This is a genomic window from Pandoraea captiosa (genome assembly GCF_902459775.1).
Lineage (GTDB): Bacteria > Pseudomonadota > Gammaproteobacteria > Burkholderiales > Burkholderiaceae > Pandoraea > Pandoraea captiosa.
The window spans coordinates 77,464-94,398 of the sequence record NZ_CABPSQ010000010.1 but is presented as its reverse complement, the minus strand read 5'-3'; the positions used below and the strand labels follow the sequence as shown (position 1 = coordinate 94,398).

Genomic DNA, 16,935 nt, shown 5'->3' with positions numbered 1-16,935 from the left:
TTTCTTCAGTCGGAAAGTTTTGTGGTTACCGTGCCTCACCCGCGCGCGGCACGCCTGCGGGGCCCTCACCCCGCGTGGCGTTGCCGCGCCAGCGGTTTCAGGCCGCCAGTGCTTGTTTGTCGCCCGCTTTGGCCATGTCGCCCAACGCGCGCTTGTATTCGCTCGGGAACACCTTCACGAACTTGCGGCGTGCGCCGTCCCAGTCTTCGAGCAGCGCCTTGGCGCGTGTGGAGCCCGTGTACTGGAAGTGACGCTCGATGAGCTCGCGCAGTTGCGCCTCGTCCGTCTGGCCACGGTGCCACAGCCCCTGGCTCACCGTACGCTCCTGCTCGCCGTGCGGCAGCACCGGATCGAGGGCGACCATCGCCGTGTTGCACTTGGCCGCGAACGAGCCGTCGGCGTCGTAGACGTAAGCCACCCCGCCCGACATACCGGCAGCGAAGTTACGGCCGGTCTCGCCCAGCACCACTACCGTGCCGCCCGTCATGTATTCGCAACCGTGGTCGCCCGTGCCTTCGACGACTGCCGTCGCGCCCGAGTTACGCACGCAGAAGCGCTCACCGGCCACGCCGTTGAAGAAGGCTTCGCCTTCGATGGCGCCGATCATCACGGTGTTGCCCACGATGATGTTGTCTTCGGCGTTGCCACGGAAGTCGTTGGTCGGACGCACGATGATGCGACCACCCGACAGGCCCTTGCCCACATAGTCGTTACCGTCGCCCACCAGATCCAGCGTGATGCCGCGTGCAAGGAACGCACCGAAGCTCTGCCCCGCCGTCCCCTTGAGCTGCACGTGGATCGTGTCTTGCGGCAGACCCTCGTGACCGTAACGCTTGGCCACCTCGCCCGAGAGCATGGCGCCGACCGTACGGTTACGGTTGCGCACCGGCTGAATGAACGAGACATGCTCGCCCTTCTCGAGCGCCGGCATTGCCTTCTCGATCAACGCGTGATCGAGGGCGCCGGCCAGACCGTGGTCCTGCGTCTCGACATGCAGACGCGGCACGTCGGCTTCCACTTCCGGCAGGTGGAAGATGCGGCTGAAGTCGAGGCCCTTCGCCTTCCAGTGCTCCACACCCGACTTGGTGTTGAGCAGATCGGCACGGCCGATCAGGTCGTCGAACTTCGCGATGCCCAGTTGCGCCATGATTTCGCGCACTTCCTCGGCCACGAAGAAGAAGTAATTGACGACGTGCTCCGGCTTGCCCTGGAACTTCTTGCGCAGCACCGGATCTTGCGTCGCAACGCCGACCGGGCAAGTGTTCAGGTGGCACTTGCGCATCATGATGCAGCCCTCGACGACGAGCGGCGCCGTTGCAAAGCCGAATTCGTCTGCGCCCAGCAGGGCACCGATCACCACGTCGCGACCCGTCTTCATCTGACCGTCGGCCTGCACGCGGATACGACCGCGCAGGCGGTTGAGCACCAGCGTCTGTTGCGTCTCGGCCAGACCCAGCTCCCACGGCGTGCCCGCGTACTTCACCGACGACAGCGGCGAAGCCCCCGTGCCGCCGTCGTGACCGGCGATCACCACGTGATCGGCCTTGGCCTTGGCGACACCGGCAGCCACCGTGCCCACGCCGACTTCCGACACGAGCTTCACCGAGATAGACGACGACGCGTTCACGTTCTTCAGATCGTGAATGAGCTGTGCCAGATCTTCGATCGAGTAGATGTCATGGTGCGGCGGCGGCGAAATCAGACCCACGCCCGGCACCGAATAACGCAGCTTGCCGATGTAGTCGGTTACCTTGTGACCCGGCAGCTGACCGCCTTCGCCCGGCTTCGCGCCTTGCGCCATCTTGATCTGGATCTGGTCTGCGGAGACCAGATAGTCGGCCGTCACACCGAAGCGGCCCGACGCGACCTGCTTGATCTTCGAGCGCAGCGAGTCGCCGTCTTGCAGTTCGATGTCGGTCTCGATGACGTCGCGGCCCACGATCGAGGCGAGCGATTCGCCCTTCTTGATCGGAATGCCCTTGAGTTCGTTGCGATAACGACGCGGATCCTCACCGCCCTCACCCGTATTCGACTTGCCGCCGATACGGTTCATGGCGACGGCCAGCGTGGCGTGCGCTTCGGTCGAGATCGAGCCGAGCGACATGGCGCCGGTCGCGAAACGCTTCACGATGTCCTTGGCCGGTTCCACCTGATCGAGCGGAATGGCGCGCTGCGGATCGACGCGGAATTCGAACAGACCGCGCAGCGTCATGTGACGCTTGCTCTGATCGTTGATGAGGTTCGCGTATTCCTTGTACGTCTGATACGAGTTCGAACGGGTCGAGTGCTGCAGCTTGGCGATCGCGTCCGGCGTCCACATGTGGTCTTCGCCACGAATGCGGAACGCGTACTCGCCACCGGCGTCGAGCATGTTCGAGAGCACCGGGTTGTCGCCGAAAGCGTCGCGATGCAGACGCACGGCTTCCTCGGCCACTTCGAAGATGCCAATGCCGCCGACGTTCGACGCCGTGCCCTGGAAGTACTTCTGAATCAGTTCCCGCGACAGGCCAATGGCTTCGAAGATCTGCGCGCCCGTGTACGACATGTAGGTCGAGATGCCCATCTTCGACATGACCTTGTGCAGGCCCTTGCCGATGGCCTTCACGAAGTGCTTCACGGCCTTCTCAGGCGTGAGGTCGCCGCCTTGCTTGCGAGCGATCTGCGCGAGCGTTTCCATGGCGAGGTACGGGTGGACGGCTTCTGCGCCGTAGCCCGCGAGCAACGCGAAGTGGTGCACTTCACGCGCCGAACCGGTTTCGACCACCAGACCCGTGCTCGTACGCAGCCCCTGCGCGACCAGATGCTGGTGCACGGCCGACGTGGCGAGCAGCGCGGGAATCGCGACCTGCTCGCGATTCGTCAGGCGATCCGAGACGATCAGGATGTTGTAGCCCGACTTCACGGCATCGACGGCTTCCGCGCACAGCGATGCGAGACGCGCTTCGATCCCTTCCTTGCCCCACGCGACCGGATAGCAGATGTTCAACTCGTACGAGCGGAATTTGCCGCCGGTGTACTTGTCGATGTGACGGATCTTCGAGATTTCCTTGAAGTCCAGCACCGGCTGCGACACCTCGAGGCGCATCGGCGGGTTGATGTTGTTCGTGTCGAGCAGGTTCGGCTTCGGACCGATGAACGACACCAGCGACATCACCATGTTTTCGCGGATCGGGTCGATCGGCGGGTTCGTCACCTGCGCGAACAACTGGCGGAAGTAGTGGTAGAGCGTCTTGTTCTTGTTGCTCATGACCGCGAGCGGGCTGTCGTTGCCCATCGAGCCCACGGCTTCTTCGCCGTTGATCGCCATCGGCGTCATCAGCAGCTTCACTTCTTCCTGGGTGTAGCCGAACGCCTGCTGCAAGTCGAGCAGCGGCGTGGCCGTGTCGTGATGTACGCCCGCTTCTTCGACCTTCGGCTCGATCTCGTCGAGCTTGATGCGCACGGCGTCGATCCAGCTCTTGTAAGGCTTCGCGTTGGCGAGGTTGTCCTTGAGTTCCTTGTCGTCGATGATGCGACCCTGATCCATGTCGATCAGGAACATCTTGCCCGGTTGCAGGCGCCACTTCTTGACGATCTTCGACTCGGGAATCGGCAGCACGCCGGACTCCGATGCGAGGATGACGACGTCATCGTCGGTGATCACGAAACGTGCCGGACGCAGACCGTTACGGTCGAGCGTCGCGCCGATCTGACGGCCGTCGGTGAACGCGATGGCCGCGGGACCGTCCCACGGCTCCATCATGGCCGCGTGGTATTCGTAGAAGGCGCGGCGGTTCTCGTCCATCAGCGTGTGCTGCTCCCAGGCTTCCGGGATCATCATCATCACGGCGTGGGCGAGCGGGTAGCCGGCCATCGTGAGCATTTCGAGGCAGTTGTCGAACGATGCGGTGTCCGACTGGCCCGGGTAGATCAGCGGCCAGAGCTTTTGCAGGTCGCTGCCGAGCACGGCCGACGAGATCGCACCCGTGCGGGCGTTGATCCAGTTGACGTTGCCCTTCACGGTGTTGATTTCACCGTTGTGCGCGACCATGCGATACGGGTGCGCCAGCTCCCATGCGGGGAACGTGTTCGTCGAGAAACGCTGGTGAACGAGGGCGAGTGCCGAGACGGTGCGCGGATCGGCCAGATCGCGGTAGTAGCGACCGACCTGATCGCACAGCAGCAGGCCCTTGTAGACGATGGTGCGTGCCGACATCGACGGCACGAAGTATTCCTTGCCGTGCTTGAGCTTGAGCGCCTGAATGCGGTGGCTCGCGGTCTTGCGGATGACGTACAGCTTACGCTCGAGGGCGTCCGTCACCATGATGTCCTGGCCGCGGCCGATGAAGATCTGGCGGATGACCGGTTCGGTCGCCTTCACATTGGGCGACATCGGCATGTCGCGATCGATCGCCACATCGCGCCAGCCCAGCACGACCTGACCTTCCGCCTTTACCGTGCGTTCCAGTTCCTGCTCGCAGGCCAGACGCGACGCGTGCTCCTTCGGCAGGAAAATCATGCCCACGCCGTATTCGCCGGCCGGCGGCAGGGTAACGCCCTGCTTGGCCATCTCTTCGCGGAAGAACTGGTCGGGAATCTGGAGCAGGATACCGGCGCCGTCACCCATCAGCGGGTCGGCACCGACGGCGCCCCGGTGATCGAGGTTTTCGAGGATCTTCAGACCCTGCTCGACGATGGCGTGGCTCTTCACGCCTTTGATATGTGCCACGAAGCCGACGCCGCAGGCATCGTGTTCGTTGGCCGGGTCGTACATGCCCTGTGCGTCCGGCGCCAAGTACGCCTCACCCGGCAGCGCTGCTGCCGTCGCAATCGGTTGCTGTTTCTTTTCCACGAGTTACACCGTCTCTTGGCGAGGCCGCCGCGCGCATGTTCGTCGCGGTCGACCGGGTTAAGTGGGGTTGGCCGGGCGGGCCAGGGCTGCGGATTCGCGCGCGTCGAAGGGCTTTCCAGGTCGTTCTCGTGCGTTGCCACAGCGACCGACTCAGCGCGCACGGTTTTCCGCATCGCACCAATCGGCCGAAGTTGGAATATACGCCATGAAATTCACATTGACAAAAGAATTTAATGGGGTCAGATTCCAATTAAAAACCGCACCAAAAGAAGGCTTGTTTTTATTGGGGTCAGATTAATTCCACCGAGCATAGCACCGACCAAAAGAACAGTGATTTCAATCGCTTGGAGGAAGGAAAGAGATGCGCGACAGGCCGGAATCGGTCTGTCGCGAAATGACTTTAGGCAGGCTCGGGGGCCAATTTACGCGGACGCCCCCGTGTGAGTGGACTCACCCGGCGGTTCGCCGCCAACGACATGCGCGCCTGATATTCCGGTCCACCGAGGAGCCACCCTTTTTGCGTGGCTGTACGCAATGCGTCGACTTCATGCGCCGGAAGCGGGACCGAAAACCCCTCCGCGTAAGCGCGTTGACGCTCGAACGGTGTATTGCCGAGCGCCCAGTAAAGCGCATGGTCCGTCACCAGACTGTCGACCGTGAGACCCACGTGATGGTTGTAACTTGACCACACGTAATTACCCGGCGCGTCGACCAGCCCGGCGCGCACGGGATTGAGTTCGACGTAACGGCTCGCCAGTAACAAATAGTGCTCGGCCTCGATCACGGTCGCCCGATAGCGCCCCTCCCAGAGGGTGCCCGTGCGCTGATGACGACGGTTGAAATAGAGCACGTAGTAGCGCCCCACGGCCTGCAGGGTCGCGGGCAAGCTACGCTCGTCCGCAGGCGTTGCGACCAGATGCAGGTGGTTGGGCATCATGCACCAGGCATGGATGGCCAGCCCATTGGCGCGCGCGGCGTCGCGAAGGCGGTCGTGGAAAACGCGTCGATCCTCGTCGTCGACGAAGATTGCCTGACGGTTATTGCCGCGCAGAATTACGTGCTGCGGCTGACGCGGAATAAAGAGTCTCGGTAATCGGGCCATGCTGATTCAAATGTAATGCTTTAAAGCTCGACATCACGATTCGCGAGAGAGATTCATCATGAAAAATCTCTTTAAATACTGATATCTAGCCAAACCCCGTTGATTCGTACAAAAGTTCTAGATTCGACGATTGCGCCGCGAAATCCCAAGCGCATAATGCATCGAAAAATAAATAAATAATCTTGGGAGGAAAGACAAATGGCAACTCGGACCTATCGGTCCGCGGCGTGTTTATGCGCGCTCGGACTCGGCATTTCCCTGGCGTCCACCGGCGCCAGTGCACAACAGGCCGGCGACAACGTCGTCAACCTCGGCTGGTTCCACATCGCCCCGCAGGACTCCAGCAAACCGATGACCACGAGCGTCACGCAGGAAGGCATCACGCCCGCCCTCGTTCCCTCGAACTTCACGTCACCCGGCAGCGGCGCCAAAGTCAGCAACGCCGACACGCTCGGGCTGGTCATCACCCACTTCTTCACCGACAACATCGCGCTCCAGACCGTGGCCGGTGTTCCCGCCAAGTTCAAGCTCACGGGTCAGGGCGTGATTGCCCCCCCGGGACTGGCCGGTGCGCTCACGAGTATCGACCTCGGCGCGCCACAAAACAACCCGATCGTGCAAAGCGTGCGCCAGTGGAGCCCGGCACTCGTGTTGCAGTATTACTTCGGACAGGCCAATTCGACGATTCGCCCTTTTCTCGGCATCGGCGTGAGTTATACGTTCTTTACCAACGTCAATCTCAATCCGAATTTTGAATCGGCGCTGAATCAGAATTTCGGCAGCGTGCTGGCCTTCACTTCCGGCCACAACGGACCCACGTCGGTCGAAGCCAAATCGTCGGCATCGTGGCAACCGGTGTTCAATGCCGGTCTGTCTTATGCGTTCGACAAGCATTGGGTCGCAAGCGCGTCGGTTTCCTACCTGCCGCTCAAGACCACGGCGAACATCAAGATCAAGGCGCAGGACGGCACCGTGCTCTCGTCCTCGGACGCCGAAATCAAGCTGAATCCGATTGTGACGTTCGTCTCCGTCGGCTACAAGTTCTAAACCCAGCAGGCGGGACGCAAATTGCGTTCCGCAAGTTGCGGCCAGAATATTGGACTCCGCAGTGAATTCCTAAAGCGTGCCTGACATATAAAGGGCACGCTTTTCTTTCGTCCAGCGCTTTTTTCTAAGGGCATTCCATAGGTCGATGCGCGGATACAACACCATTAGAGCGTGGCCTCCAGTCTCTTGCTATCCGTGGATATGCACGGTCGGCATAATGGCCCTGAATTTCATTTACCGAAATTCTCGACAATAAAGAATCTTGAGCAGGAGACGAATCGATGAAGTTGAAGCATTTGACGATTGCTGCCGCGGCTATGCTGACGGCATCGGGGGCCGCCTTCGCACAGCAAGCCGGGGATACGATGGTCAGCGCGGGCTGGTTCCACCTCTCGCCCCAGGTTTCGAGTGACCCGCTGCATGTCACCGGATCGAACGTTCCGGGGCTGGCAACGCTGGTGAACAGCCGCTTGGGCAATACGGGCGCAAATGTCGACGACGCTGACACGCTCGGCCTCACGCTGACGCACTTCTTCACCGACAACATCGCCGTCGAAGGCGTGTTCGGTGTGCCGCCGAAGTTCCGCCTGTATGGAACGGGCAGTCTGGCGCTGCCGGGCGGAGGGTCGCTGGCTTCGGCCAAGCAATGGAGCCCGGCCATTTTGCTGAAGTACTACTTCGGCAAGGCCAACGACACGTGGCGTCCGTTTGTCGGTATCGGTGCGAGCTACTTCTGGTACTCGAACATTGAACTGACGCCGGGCTTCCAGTCGCTGGCGAGCGCTGCTTTGACTGGCGGCCCGGGTGGAAACACCACGGCCTCGCTGACGAACTCGTGGGCGCCGGTGTTCAATGCCGGTCTTAACTGGAATGTCGACAAGCACTGGACCCTCGCGTTCTCGGTGTCGTACATCCCGGTGAGCACGACGGCGAAGCTGACGACCACGCGTGGCCCGATCACGACCACCAGCGAAGCCAAGGTCAAGCTGAACCCGGTGGTGACGTTCCTGTCGCTCGGTTATCGCTTCTAAGTCGCCGCGATGCGACGAAAGTCGCGTCAAGCCGCACCGCAAACGCCGCCTCGTGCGGCGTTTTCGCATTTTTACCCCTCAATCGCGTAACGTCGGCGCATTCCCACAACATCTTCAGCCAACAGGCTGCAACTTTCTTTTTTCGAGAACGGTCTCTTGATGTGTACGCACGCAAGCGGGCCGCGCCATAATGGCCGCTCGCCTCAGGGTTCCACCGGCGTCGGTCTCCTCCCAGGTCCTACCGAGCGCCGCATTTCAATACCACCTTATGGGAGTCTGAAAATGGGAATTGCCTCGAAAGCGGAAACGGCCCTCAACAGCAGTCTGGAAGACGCACGCTTTGCCGGACGGCGTACGGCGCGCGCAGCACGCCTGGCGAGTGGCGACGTGTCGTCCCGTGTCCGTGATCTGCTCGACGATCTGGATCACGCCCTGTCCAACGCCAAGTCCGCCTCCGATGTCGAAGCCTTGCGCGCCGAAATCGGCGACAAACTGCGCCAGGCTCGCAGTGACTTCGGCGACGCACGCGCGAACCTGCGCCGACGCGCCAACGAAGTCTGGGACGAAGCCGATAGCTACGTGCACGAGCGTCCGTGGCAAACCATCGGAACCGTCGCCGCCGTGGCACTGGTGCTCGGCTTTATTGCTGGACGCAGCTAAGTTCCACCGAGCGATGACCCAGACGCCTCATGGCGCGACGACAGGGTCATGGCACGGAGGAAATGAAACAGCCGGCGTATGCCGGCTGTTTTGTTTTGCGTCACGTTAGCGCCGCCTCCCCGACGGCGACATGCATCGCGCGCTCGGCCACCGATCCACGGCCGCAGCAAGACCCTTCGGGCTGACGAGTCATGCGCCGGATTTCCACAGCCCGGAATAACGGGTCATTGCGCAGCGTTCCGAGCGGCGAAACGTGGAATCTTGGAAACGTCGAAGCGTGGAAGCGTCGCAAAGCTCAACCGCCGTTACCGGCCCGGCAACTCAAAGCGTCGGCTCGACGGCAAACAACCGGCGGTACTCCTTGATCGCGTACCGGTCCGTCATGCCGGCCACATAGTGCGCGATCCAGCGCGGTTGATCTTCCGGATTCTCCGGCCGGTAATTCGGCGGCAATAGTCGCGGATCGGTCAGGAAGGCGTCGAACAACTCCTGCACGATACGTTGCGCCTTCGCTGCCATGCGCATGACGAGGTAGTGCCGGTAGAGATTATCGAACAGGAACCGCTTGAGACTGCCCGCCTGCTCACGCATCTCCGCGCTGAACGCGACCAGCGGTCCAGAGGCGCGGACGTCGTCCATCGAGAACGGTGACGCATCTGCCACTCGCTGCCGAGTCGTGGCAATGAGATCGACGATCAGGGCGTTGATGATGCGACGCGTCGTCTCATGCACGAGTCGTCGCCCCGAGATATCGGGCCACGCGAGCCTGGCCTCTGCACAATAGCGCTTCCAGAGCGGCACATCGTCGAGCTGTTCGAGCGTCAACAGGCCGGAGCGCACACCATCGTCGATGTCGTGATTGTTGTAGGCGATCTCGTCGGCGAGATTGGCAATCTGCGCTTCGATGCCAGGCTGGCGTCCCTTGAGAAAGCGTTCGCCCAACTCGCCGAGTCCGCGAGCATTGGCCCGCGAACAATGTTTGAGGATGCCTTCGCGCGTTTCAAAGCAGAGATTCAACCCGTTGAAGCCACCGTAATGCTCTTCGAGTTCATCGACGACGATGAGGCTTTGCAGATTGTGCTCGAAGCCGCCATATGCCTGCATGCAGCCATTAAGGGCGTCCTGCCCGGCATGTCCGAATGGCGTATGCCCGAGGTCATGCGCCAGCGCGATGGCTTCGACGAGATCCTCATTCACACGCAGGTTGCGCGCAATGGAACGGCCTATCTGGGCGACCTCGAGACTGTGCGTCAGGCGGGTGCGAAACAGATCGCCTTCGTGGTTCACAAAGACTTGCGTCTTGTATTCGAGGCGACGGAACGCCGTTGAATGAATGATCCGGTCGCGATCGCGCTGAAACTCGGTACGTGTGGTTGACGCCGGCTCGGGGAATCGCCGTCCACGTGACGCGCCGGAGCGCGCCGCGTAAGGGGCAAGCGACGCTTCGTAATCGATCATCGCCAGCCCCTCATCTCAAACGTTGGCGCGCAGCGTAGCGCGCAGTTCGGCATCTGGCACGCTCGTCATGAACGCTTGCCCCAACCGATTGAGTAGCACGAAGCGGATATCGCCGCCCTCGGCCTTCTTGTCGACGCGCATCAAATCGATGTAGCGATCTTCGCCCAGGTCCGGTCCGGTGACCGGCAACTTGGCCGCGGCAACCAGCGCCTTGATGCGCGGCACCATGGCTTCGTCGATGAAGCCCAGACGCGCAGACAGATCGGCCGCCATCACCATGCCGCAGCCGACCGCTTCACCGTGCAACCATTCGCCGTAACCCAGTCCGGCTTCGATGGCATGTCCGAATGTGTGGCCGAAGTTGAGCGTGGCGCGCAGGCCCTGCTCGCGCTCGTCGCTGGCCACCACGGCGGCCTTGATTTCGCATGAGCGCTGCACGGCGTGGGTCAGCGCCGCCGTGTCACGGCCATTGAGTTCGTCGATATTGGCTTCGATCCAGTTGAAGAACGTCTCGTCGGCAATGGCGCCATGCTTGATGACTTCCGCCATGCCGGCGGCAAGCTCCCGGTCGGGCAAGGTGGACAGGGTGCCGATGTCGGCCAGCACCGCGCTGGGTTGCCAGAACGCGCCGATCATGTTCTTGCCCAGCGGATGGTTAATGCCCGTCTTGCCGCCGACGGACGAGTCGACCTGCGCGAGCAACGTCGTCGGTACCTGCACGAAGGGCACGCCGCGCATGTAGCACGCTGCGGCGAAGCCCGTCATGTCGCCAACGACACCGCCCCCCAGCGCAATAAGGGTGGCTTTGCGATCCGCCTGAGCGCCGAGCAACTCGTCGAAGATCAGGTTGAGCGTCTGCCAGTTCTTGTGCGCCTCGCCATCGGGCAGCACAGCGAGCACGACGCGTTTGCCCAGGCGTTGCAGCGTCTGTGCAACCTGTTCGGCGTAAAGCGGCGCGACGGTCGTGTTCGTGACGATCACGGCGTGCGTGCCACGCACATGCGGTGCAAACAGCGCGTCCTGCTTGAGCAGTTCCGTGCCGATGTGAATGGGATAGGCGCGATCGCCAAGGTCGAGTTTCAGGGTAATCATGCCGCTTTCATGCCACGAGTTGGCTTGTTGTCATGTTCAGCGATATCGCTTCGAGTTGGTCGAGTTAGTCGCGCCAGTCGATTAATTGGGTCGACTGCGTCGGTCGGTCACGTCAGTCGATCACGTCGGTCGATATCAGCCTGCAAAGGTATCACGGGGTGGTCGCGCGGGTTCGGCTTCTGTCGCCTCGTCGTCACCAACAGTTCGCGGCGAACCCAACGTGCCGGACATACTGGACGCGCCAGCCGCGCTGGAGACGCCGCTGGCGTCGGAACGCACACCGTCTTCCGCCCCGACGCTTTGCGCCGTCTGCGCGTCTACCGCCGCCGACACATCCCAACGCGCGACATCAGGGCCGCCGACGTTATCGGCATCGCGCGCACTCTGCTCGCGGCGTTCGTTGTGCTCGTGGTGCTTGTGATGCACATTGGCGGCGTCCTTCGCGTCGCTGGCCTCATGCGCCCTCTCGGCAAGCGGGCTGGCCTCGCCGTCGGTCGAACCCACAGCGTCGGTCGCGGCAGTTGCATCGCACGCGTCCGAGGCCTGCGACGACACGGCTGGGCTTGCCGGCACGATGCCCGCGACCTCCAACTGCATCAGCACCATGTTGACCAGGGCATTGACGCTCGGCCGCCCCGTCTCGATGATGAACGTCGCACACTCTCGATAGAGTGCGTCGCGCTCCTGGTACAACTGTTCGAGCCTGGCACGCGGGTCCGCCGTTTGCAGCAACGGACGATTCTTGTCGCGACGCGTGCGCAACCAGAGATCGTGCGGATTGGCTCGCAGATACACCACTGTGCCGCGCGATTTGATGTACTCGCGGTTTTCCGCGCGCAACACGGCGCCCCCGCCCGTGGCGAGAACGATGCCATTGCGTTGTGTGAGTTCGTCGATGGTCTGGGTTTCGCGCTGGCGAAAGCCTTCCTCGCCTTCGTGCTCGAAGATGACCGGAATGCGCACGCCGGTGCGCGCTTCGATTTCGTGGTCGGAGTCATAGAACTGCCGTCCGAGACGTCGCGCCACTGCGCGTCCGACCGTGGTCTTGCCCGCCCCCATCAGTCCGACAAGTATTACGTTTTCCAGCATAAATCGCTGATATTTGGGTTCCAATCCCTGATGATACCGGTATCTGCGTCGGGCGTGCGGACCGCGTCGCCTCGGGGAACACCCCGATGAGACGAGGATGTTCACGCGGAAGGTCGTCCGACCGGGGCTCCGTTCGAGGCGATGGCACGGAGCCTGCCGTGGAATCGGGCCACTCGCGGGGCTCGAACCGTGTCGAATCTGGTGATTTTCGACGCTCAGAGTCGTCGTACGCGATCGAGCGGCGCGAGTCTTGCCAACCTTGCCAACCTTGAGAGCCTTGCGAATCCAAGGCCGGCGCCTCGTCCGGCACCACACTTGGGGTCAGAAACACCAGCAATTCCGTGCGGCGGTCTTCGTTGGCGCGGTTGCGAAAGAGTGCGCCCAGCACAGGCACCTCGCCCAGCCAGGGCACCTGCGCCTGATTGTCGCGACGCACTTCCTGATAGATGCCCCCGATGGCCACCGTACCGCCGTCCTCCACCTGAACCTGTGTCCGCACGTGACGCGTGTCCACGGCAAACCCTTCCCCAACAGCTTGCCCGACGCCATCCTTGCGCACATCCACATCCAGAATCACCTGACCGTCCGGCGTGATCAACGGCGTGACTTCGAGTCTCAGCGTGGCTTTACGGAACTGGATGGACGCCGTATTGCGACGCCCACTACGGATCTGATAGGGCAATTCCGTGCCCTGCTCGATCAGCGCCTGCACCTTGTCTGCCGTGACGACCCGGGGACGCGAAACGACCCGACCGCGCCCGCTCGTCTCCAACGCGGAAAGCTCCAATTGCAGGAAGCGGCTTGCGGAGCGTCCAAACAAGGTGATGGCGAGGCTCGGTGGCGTCAGTCCTGCCAGCGCTGCCGCCGGAAGTCCGACACCCACGGCGCTTTCCGGGGGAGGCCCGGAGCCGCGGTTACGATCGGTGCCGTTCGCGTGTAGATCGCCGCCGAAGTCGCCTGCGTCGCTCGTCGTAGGTCGCCTGGCGCCCCCGGTTCCGGCCTCTCCGTGCGCGCCTGCGAGCCGGACACCCAGCGACTCGCTGAACCGATCGTCCGCCTCGACGATGCGGGCCTCGATCAGTACCTGCCGCACGGGGACGTCGATTCGCGCAATAAACGACGCCAGAGCATCGAGCCGTTCCGGCAAGTCGGTCACAAACAGCTGATTCGTGCGCGGATCGGCAATCACACTACCGCGAGATGACAATAACCGCTCTGCCTTGCTGCCCTTCTCTCCGAGGATGATGTCCTTGAGCGCCTGAGCGCGAGGGTAATTCAGGGTAAAGCGACGGCCCGACAACGGTAGCAAGGCCTCACGTTTGGCTGCCGCCTCCAACTGCGACTGCTCATCGGCCAGCAGATCGGCGCGCGGCGCAATCCAGTCGACACCGTTGACGGTGCGCACGCCAAGCCCCGCGCTTCGGACCATGATGTCGAATGCGGCCGCAACGGTCACGCCTTGCACGTCCACGTCGAGACGTCTCGTGACACCCTCACCGATTACCACGCTACGCCCGGTCAGCCGCGCGAAAGCGCGCAGCGCATCGGCGGCATGCGCACCATGAAGGGTCACGTCGACCGTTGTGGCGTCGGAATCGGTTGCCAGATCGCCAGCGGAGCGCGAACCGCCGTCGTCTTTCACAACGCCATTGCTGCTGCCTCGGTCGCTCCACGTTGCCGTCAAACCGGCCGACGCGGTACGCCGAAGCACGACGTAGCGGGTGCCGGCCCGCATGGAACCGACAGGCGTGGTGTCGTCCTCAGGGGCGGTTGGGGACGCCGGGGACATTGTCACGGCGTCCTGTGCGGCGCGGCGCGTCAACGGTGTGCGAAAGACATCGACAGTCTCGGCAGGCGTTTGCCATGGCGCGGACGGTGGCGGCAATACCGGCCAGGACGCCGCCGAGACCATATCCATCGCGGACATCGCACCGTTAAGCTCAGTGGGACGTCGCCAACGGTACGCCGACACCATCACCGTCAGCGTGGCATCGGTACGATCCCGGTCGTCCGCGTCGGCTTTCGCTGATCCCGCCGATCCCGCCGCCATGCGAGGTCCCTGCATGGTGAGTTGATCCACGGCCAAATGACGGGGGACGCCGTCGATTTCGGCAAGCCAGCGAAGCAGGTTCGCGACGAGCCCCCGAACACGGATTTCGGCACGCTCCACCTCCAGCGACTCGGACGTCTCGGACGCCTCGGACGCCCCGGACGGCCCGGATGGCCCGGGGCGCGCAAACTCCAGCACCAGTCCCGCGCGCGCAACCAGTCGCTCGAGGTCCGCTCGCCATGCATTATGAGCGTCGTCATCCGCATCGGTTGACGATATCGGTGCCAATGTCGGCCGCAATGTCGGTGGCGATATCGCCAGCGATGTGGGCAGCGATGCCCGCGCAAATGCCTCTGGCGACGCATCGACTGCATCCCTGGCGGGCGATCCGGCGATCGGCAATAACCGCTGCCACGCCAGAGTCTGCGCCTCAGCCTCTCGAAGGCGCGTCGCTAACTGAGGTAACTGCCGCGCAGCGTCGTTGGCGCGATCCAGCGCATGCCGTTCCCCGTCGAGGCTATTTTTCAGCGACGCCCACGCGGTCAATCCGGCGAGCCACCAGATCGAACATGCCACGAGGAATCCGGTCACACCGACGGCGATCGCAACACCCCAGCGTAGGGAACGAGCCCACTCCACCGGCGACACCGACAGCCATGCCGCCCATCTCGAACGCCAGCGTTCCTTCACCTCGAGAAACATGTCGCGCACGTCATCCGGCGGATGATTCTCACCGTACATCGGGCACCTCCGTGATCACACGCTCGGTGTCGGCAATGCCGGTGAGCACCGGCGAAGCCTGCGGCTGTCTGAGCTCGATTCGCAATGTGAAACGGCGAATATTCGGCACGGCGACCGACGTGTCACCCCCCGTCCACTGGCGTCGTATGCTCTCGGGCACCACGCTCGACTCGACCTCGGCGACCTTGCGCACCCACGGCAGCGCGCGCAGTCGCTTTTGCGTCTCCCGCACCCGCGATTGCGTCGTCGCATAGCCCTCGATTCGAAGATGCTCGTCGACCGTTTTCACGAGCGTCAGTCGAACGCCATCGGCACACGCACGCATGACGTCCAGCAGCCGATAAGCCGCAGGTTGCCGGCGCTCGACGAGCGTCACCGCCGCGTGGCGGTGCGCGATCATCTCGGCGAGTCGACGTCGCGTTACCTCGAACGCTGCGGATTCCGCACGCAGGTTTTGGCGCGCTTCGCGCCATGCGGCCGCCTGCGCGCGCGCTTCCTGACGCTGATGCAAATCCCACGCGATCGGCACCGTCGAGATCAAAGCACCACACACGGCGATGCCCATCCAAATGCGAAACTGGTATCGAAAATCCTGGCGACGCCGTTCGGCCAACGTAGGCAGGAAATCCAGCGGGGGTAATTCGGCGCTTACTCGCATGACACCCCCTGCATGGACATGGCGCGCAACGCCAGTCCGTACGGTACGGCAAGCGTCGTGCCCTGCGCCGCGGGCTGATAACGCGAACCGGCAGGCGCCGCAGTTCGTCCGCGAGCCGCCACATCGAAAAGATCCACGTTATCGAACGCCTCGGCGGCATCAGTGGCCTCAGTGGCATCTGAGGCGTCGAAAGCGTCTAAAGCGTCTAAAGGCGCAAATGGGTAGACCGCGATGCCGCACGCCGACGCCACGGCCTCGCAGATTGCAGCGAGTTCGCCCGGCGTTGCTTCCTGCACCACGAGATGTATCGCCTGGGGAACCACCGGCAGCTTCGTCGACAGCTCTCGAATCACACTTGCCAAGGCTTCGGGATGACCGTCGACGCCGTCAAATCGCTCGCTGACATCGGCAACGCACCGTTGTCCGTCAAATACTGCCAGCTCGATTTCACGGGCATCGATCTGCAACAGCGCGGCCGGAGTCACCGTTCGCGGTGCGTCGGTCGTCGGCGCATTGGGTGTGCGCTCACGTGCCTCCGAACGGGCGCTCAGAAAGGCACGTCGCCCGGCTTTATGCGCCGCATCGATGGCGTGAGGGCGCAAGCCCGACATCTCCATGACCGCAATGCGATCGTCGACGAGCGTCGCCTCACAGGCGTACAGCCTGAGCCGATGGCTGCCGGGGTCTGCCCATGTGACGCCCACCCGGCTTCGCAAGTCGGGCTCCCCGTCCCCGGGCAGGAGTAGCGCCGCGCGCCGCTCACACCATGCACGCAACGCGCGCGGAGGCAACCCCGACGGGCAATCGACAACCCGCGTCTTCAGACCGTGTGACGGCAGCGCCAGCACCACGATGTCGTCCTGCAAATCCTCGATGCGCATGGCCGAGCGCTCCAGCATTTCCACCAACCGGCGCGCGACGGCTTCAGGCTTCACGATCTGCGGGCCACGCAGCATGCCATCTTCGAGCGCCGCGCTTCCATAGGCGTCGACACGCAACTGCGCGCTTCCTGCCACGCGCGTCATGCGAACGAATTGCATGCTCCCGGCGTCAAAGTGAATGCCGCAACCGCCCCCTGCCTTGCGCGGCAACATTGCCGCCAGCCGATGACCCATGTGACGCACGCTTCGCAGCACCGCCGTAACCATGACCGCCTCCCTTCCCTCGTCGTATCGA

General features: G+C 62.8%; 10 protein-coding genes and 1 pseudogene. 3 read left to right on the top strand and 8 right to left on the bottom strand.

Annotation, left to right across the window (positions count from 1 at the left end; genetic code table 11):
- Positions 1-97 precede the first annotated feature (97 nt).
- Together PCA31118_RS21055 and PCA31118_RS21050 are read right to left on the bottom strand one after the other, a co-directional pair.
- The gene (locus PCA31118_RS21055; RefSeq protein ID WP_425495388.1) at positions 98-4,831 is read right to left on the bottom strand and encodes a glutamate synthase-related protein; all 4,734 of its coding nucleotides are present in this window, start codon (positions 4,829-4,831) and stop codon (positions 98-100) included.
- Between the two features lie 400 nt (positions 4,832-5,231).
- A complete protein-coding gene (locus PCA31118_RS21050) occupies positions 5,232-5,933 on the bottom strand; it encodes a transposase (protein WP_150626972.1) in 702 nt (233 codons plus the stop codon).
- Between the two features lie 198 nt (positions 5,934-6,131).
- Between PCA31118_RS21050 and PCA31118_RS21045 the strand changes: the two genes are divergently transcribed.
- From PCA31118_RS21045 to PCA31118_RS21035, 3 genes are all read left to right on the top strand, one after another.
- Complete coding sequence (locus PCA31118_RS21045) at positions 6,132-6,980, top strand: OmpW/AlkL family protein (RefSeq protein WP_044457308.1); 849 nt, start codon at positions 6,132-6,134, stop codon at positions 6,978-6,980.
- A 281-nt stretch (positions 6,981-7,261) separates the two neighbouring features.
- Complete coding sequence (locus tag PCA31118_RS21040) at positions 7,262-8,011, top strand: OmpW/AlkL family protein (protein ID WP_150626971.1); 750 nt, start codon at positions 7,262-7,264, stop codon at positions 8,009-8,011.
- 282 nt (positions 8,012-8,293) lie between these two features.
- Positions 8,294-8,671, top strand: coding sequence for an ElaB/YgaM/YqjD family protein (locus tag PCA31118_RS21035; protein ID WP_174990552.1), 378 nt, complete (start codon positions 8,294-8,296; stop codon positions 8,669-8,671).
- Positions 8,672-8,992: 321 nt separating this feature from the next.
- Here PCA31118_RS21035 and PCA31118_RS21030 read toward each other — a convergent pair whose 3' ends face one another.
- From PCA31118_RS21030 to pilM, 6 genes and pseudogenes are all read right to left on the bottom strand, one after another.
- On the bottom strand, positions 8,993-10,129 hold the full coding sequence (locus PCA31118_RS21030) for a deoxyguanosinetriphosphate triphosphohydrolase (protein ID WP_150626969.1): 1,137 nt from the start codon (positions 10,127-10,129) through the stop codon (positions 8,993-8,995).
- Positions 10,130-10,144: 15 nt separating this feature from the next.
- On the bottom strand, positions 10,145-11,221 hold the full coding sequence (aroB, locus tag PCA31118_RS21025; protein WP_150626968.1) for a 3-dehydroquinate synthase: 1,077 nt from the start codon (positions 11,219-11,221) through the stop codon (positions 10,145-10,147).
- A 570-nt stretch (positions 11,222-11,791) separates the two neighbouring features.
- A pseudogene (locus PCA31118_RS21020) lies at positions 11,792-12,310 on the bottom strand (shikimate kinase); the annotation flags it as partial.
- Complete coding sequence (locus PCA31118_RS21015; protein ID WP_150626967.1) at positions 12,216-15,101, bottom strand: type IV pilus secretin PilQ; 2,886 nt, start codon at positions 15,099-15,101, stop codon at positions 12,216-12,218. The pseudogene PCA31118_RS21020 and the gene PCA31118_RS21015, both read right to left, overlap by 95 nt.
- A complete protein-coding gene (locus PCA31118_RS21010; protein ID WP_150626966.1) occupies positions 15,091-15,759 on the bottom strand; it encodes a PilN domain-containing protein in 669 nt (222 codons plus the stop codon). Before PCA31118_RS21010 ends, PCA31118_RS21015 begins: the two co-directional genes overlap by 11 nt.
- Entirely contained in the window at positions 15,750-16,907 is a 1,158-nt protein-coding gene (gene pilM, locus PCA31118_RS21005; RefSeq protein ID WP_150626965.1) for a pilus assembly protein PilM, read from the bottom strand. The genes PCA31118_RS21010 and pilM overlap by 10 nt, the downstream gene beginning before the upstream one ends.
- Between the last annotated feature and the right edge of the window lie 28 nt (positions 16,908-16,935).

Excerpts from the sequence above, each read along its gene's own strand:
- PCA31118_RS21050 (WP_150626972.1), bottom strand. The coding sequence starts at position 5,933 with ATGGCCCGATTACCGAGACTCTTTATTCCGCGTCAGCCGCAGCACGTA.
- PCA31118_RS21045 (WP_044457308.1), top strand. The coding sequence starts at position 6,132 with ATGGCAACTCGGACCTATCGGTCCGCGGCGTGTTTATGCGCGCTCGGA.
- PCA31118_RS21040 (WP_150626971.1), top strand. The coding sequence starts at position 7,262 with ATGAAGTTGAAGCATTTGACGATTGCTGCCGCGGCTATGCTGACGGCA.
- PCA31118_RS21035 (WP_174990552.1), top strand. The coding sequence starts at position 8,294 with ATGGGAATTGCCTCGAAAGCGGAAACGGCCCTCAACAGCAGTCTGGAA.
- PCA31118_RS21030 (WP_150626969.1), bottom strand. The coding sequence starts at position 10,129 with ATGATCGATTACGAAGCGTCGCTTGCCCCTTACGCGGCGCGCTCCGGC.
- aroB (WP_150626968.1), bottom strand. The coding sequence starts at position 11,221 with ATGATTACCCTGAAACTCGACCTTGGCGATCGCGCCTATCCCATTCAC.
- PCA31118_RS21015 (WP_150626967.1), bottom strand. The coding sequence starts at position 15,101 with ATGTACGGTGAGAATCATCCGCCGGATGACGTGCGCGACATGTTTCTC.
- PCA31118_RS21010 (WP_150626966.1), bottom strand. The coding sequence starts at position 15,759 with ATGCGAGTAAGCGCCGAATTACCCCCGCTGGATTTCCTGCCTACGTTG.
- pilM (WP_150626965.1), bottom strand. The coding sequence starts at position 16,907 with ATGGTTACGGCGGTGCTGCGAAGCGTGCGTCACATGGGTCATCGGCTG.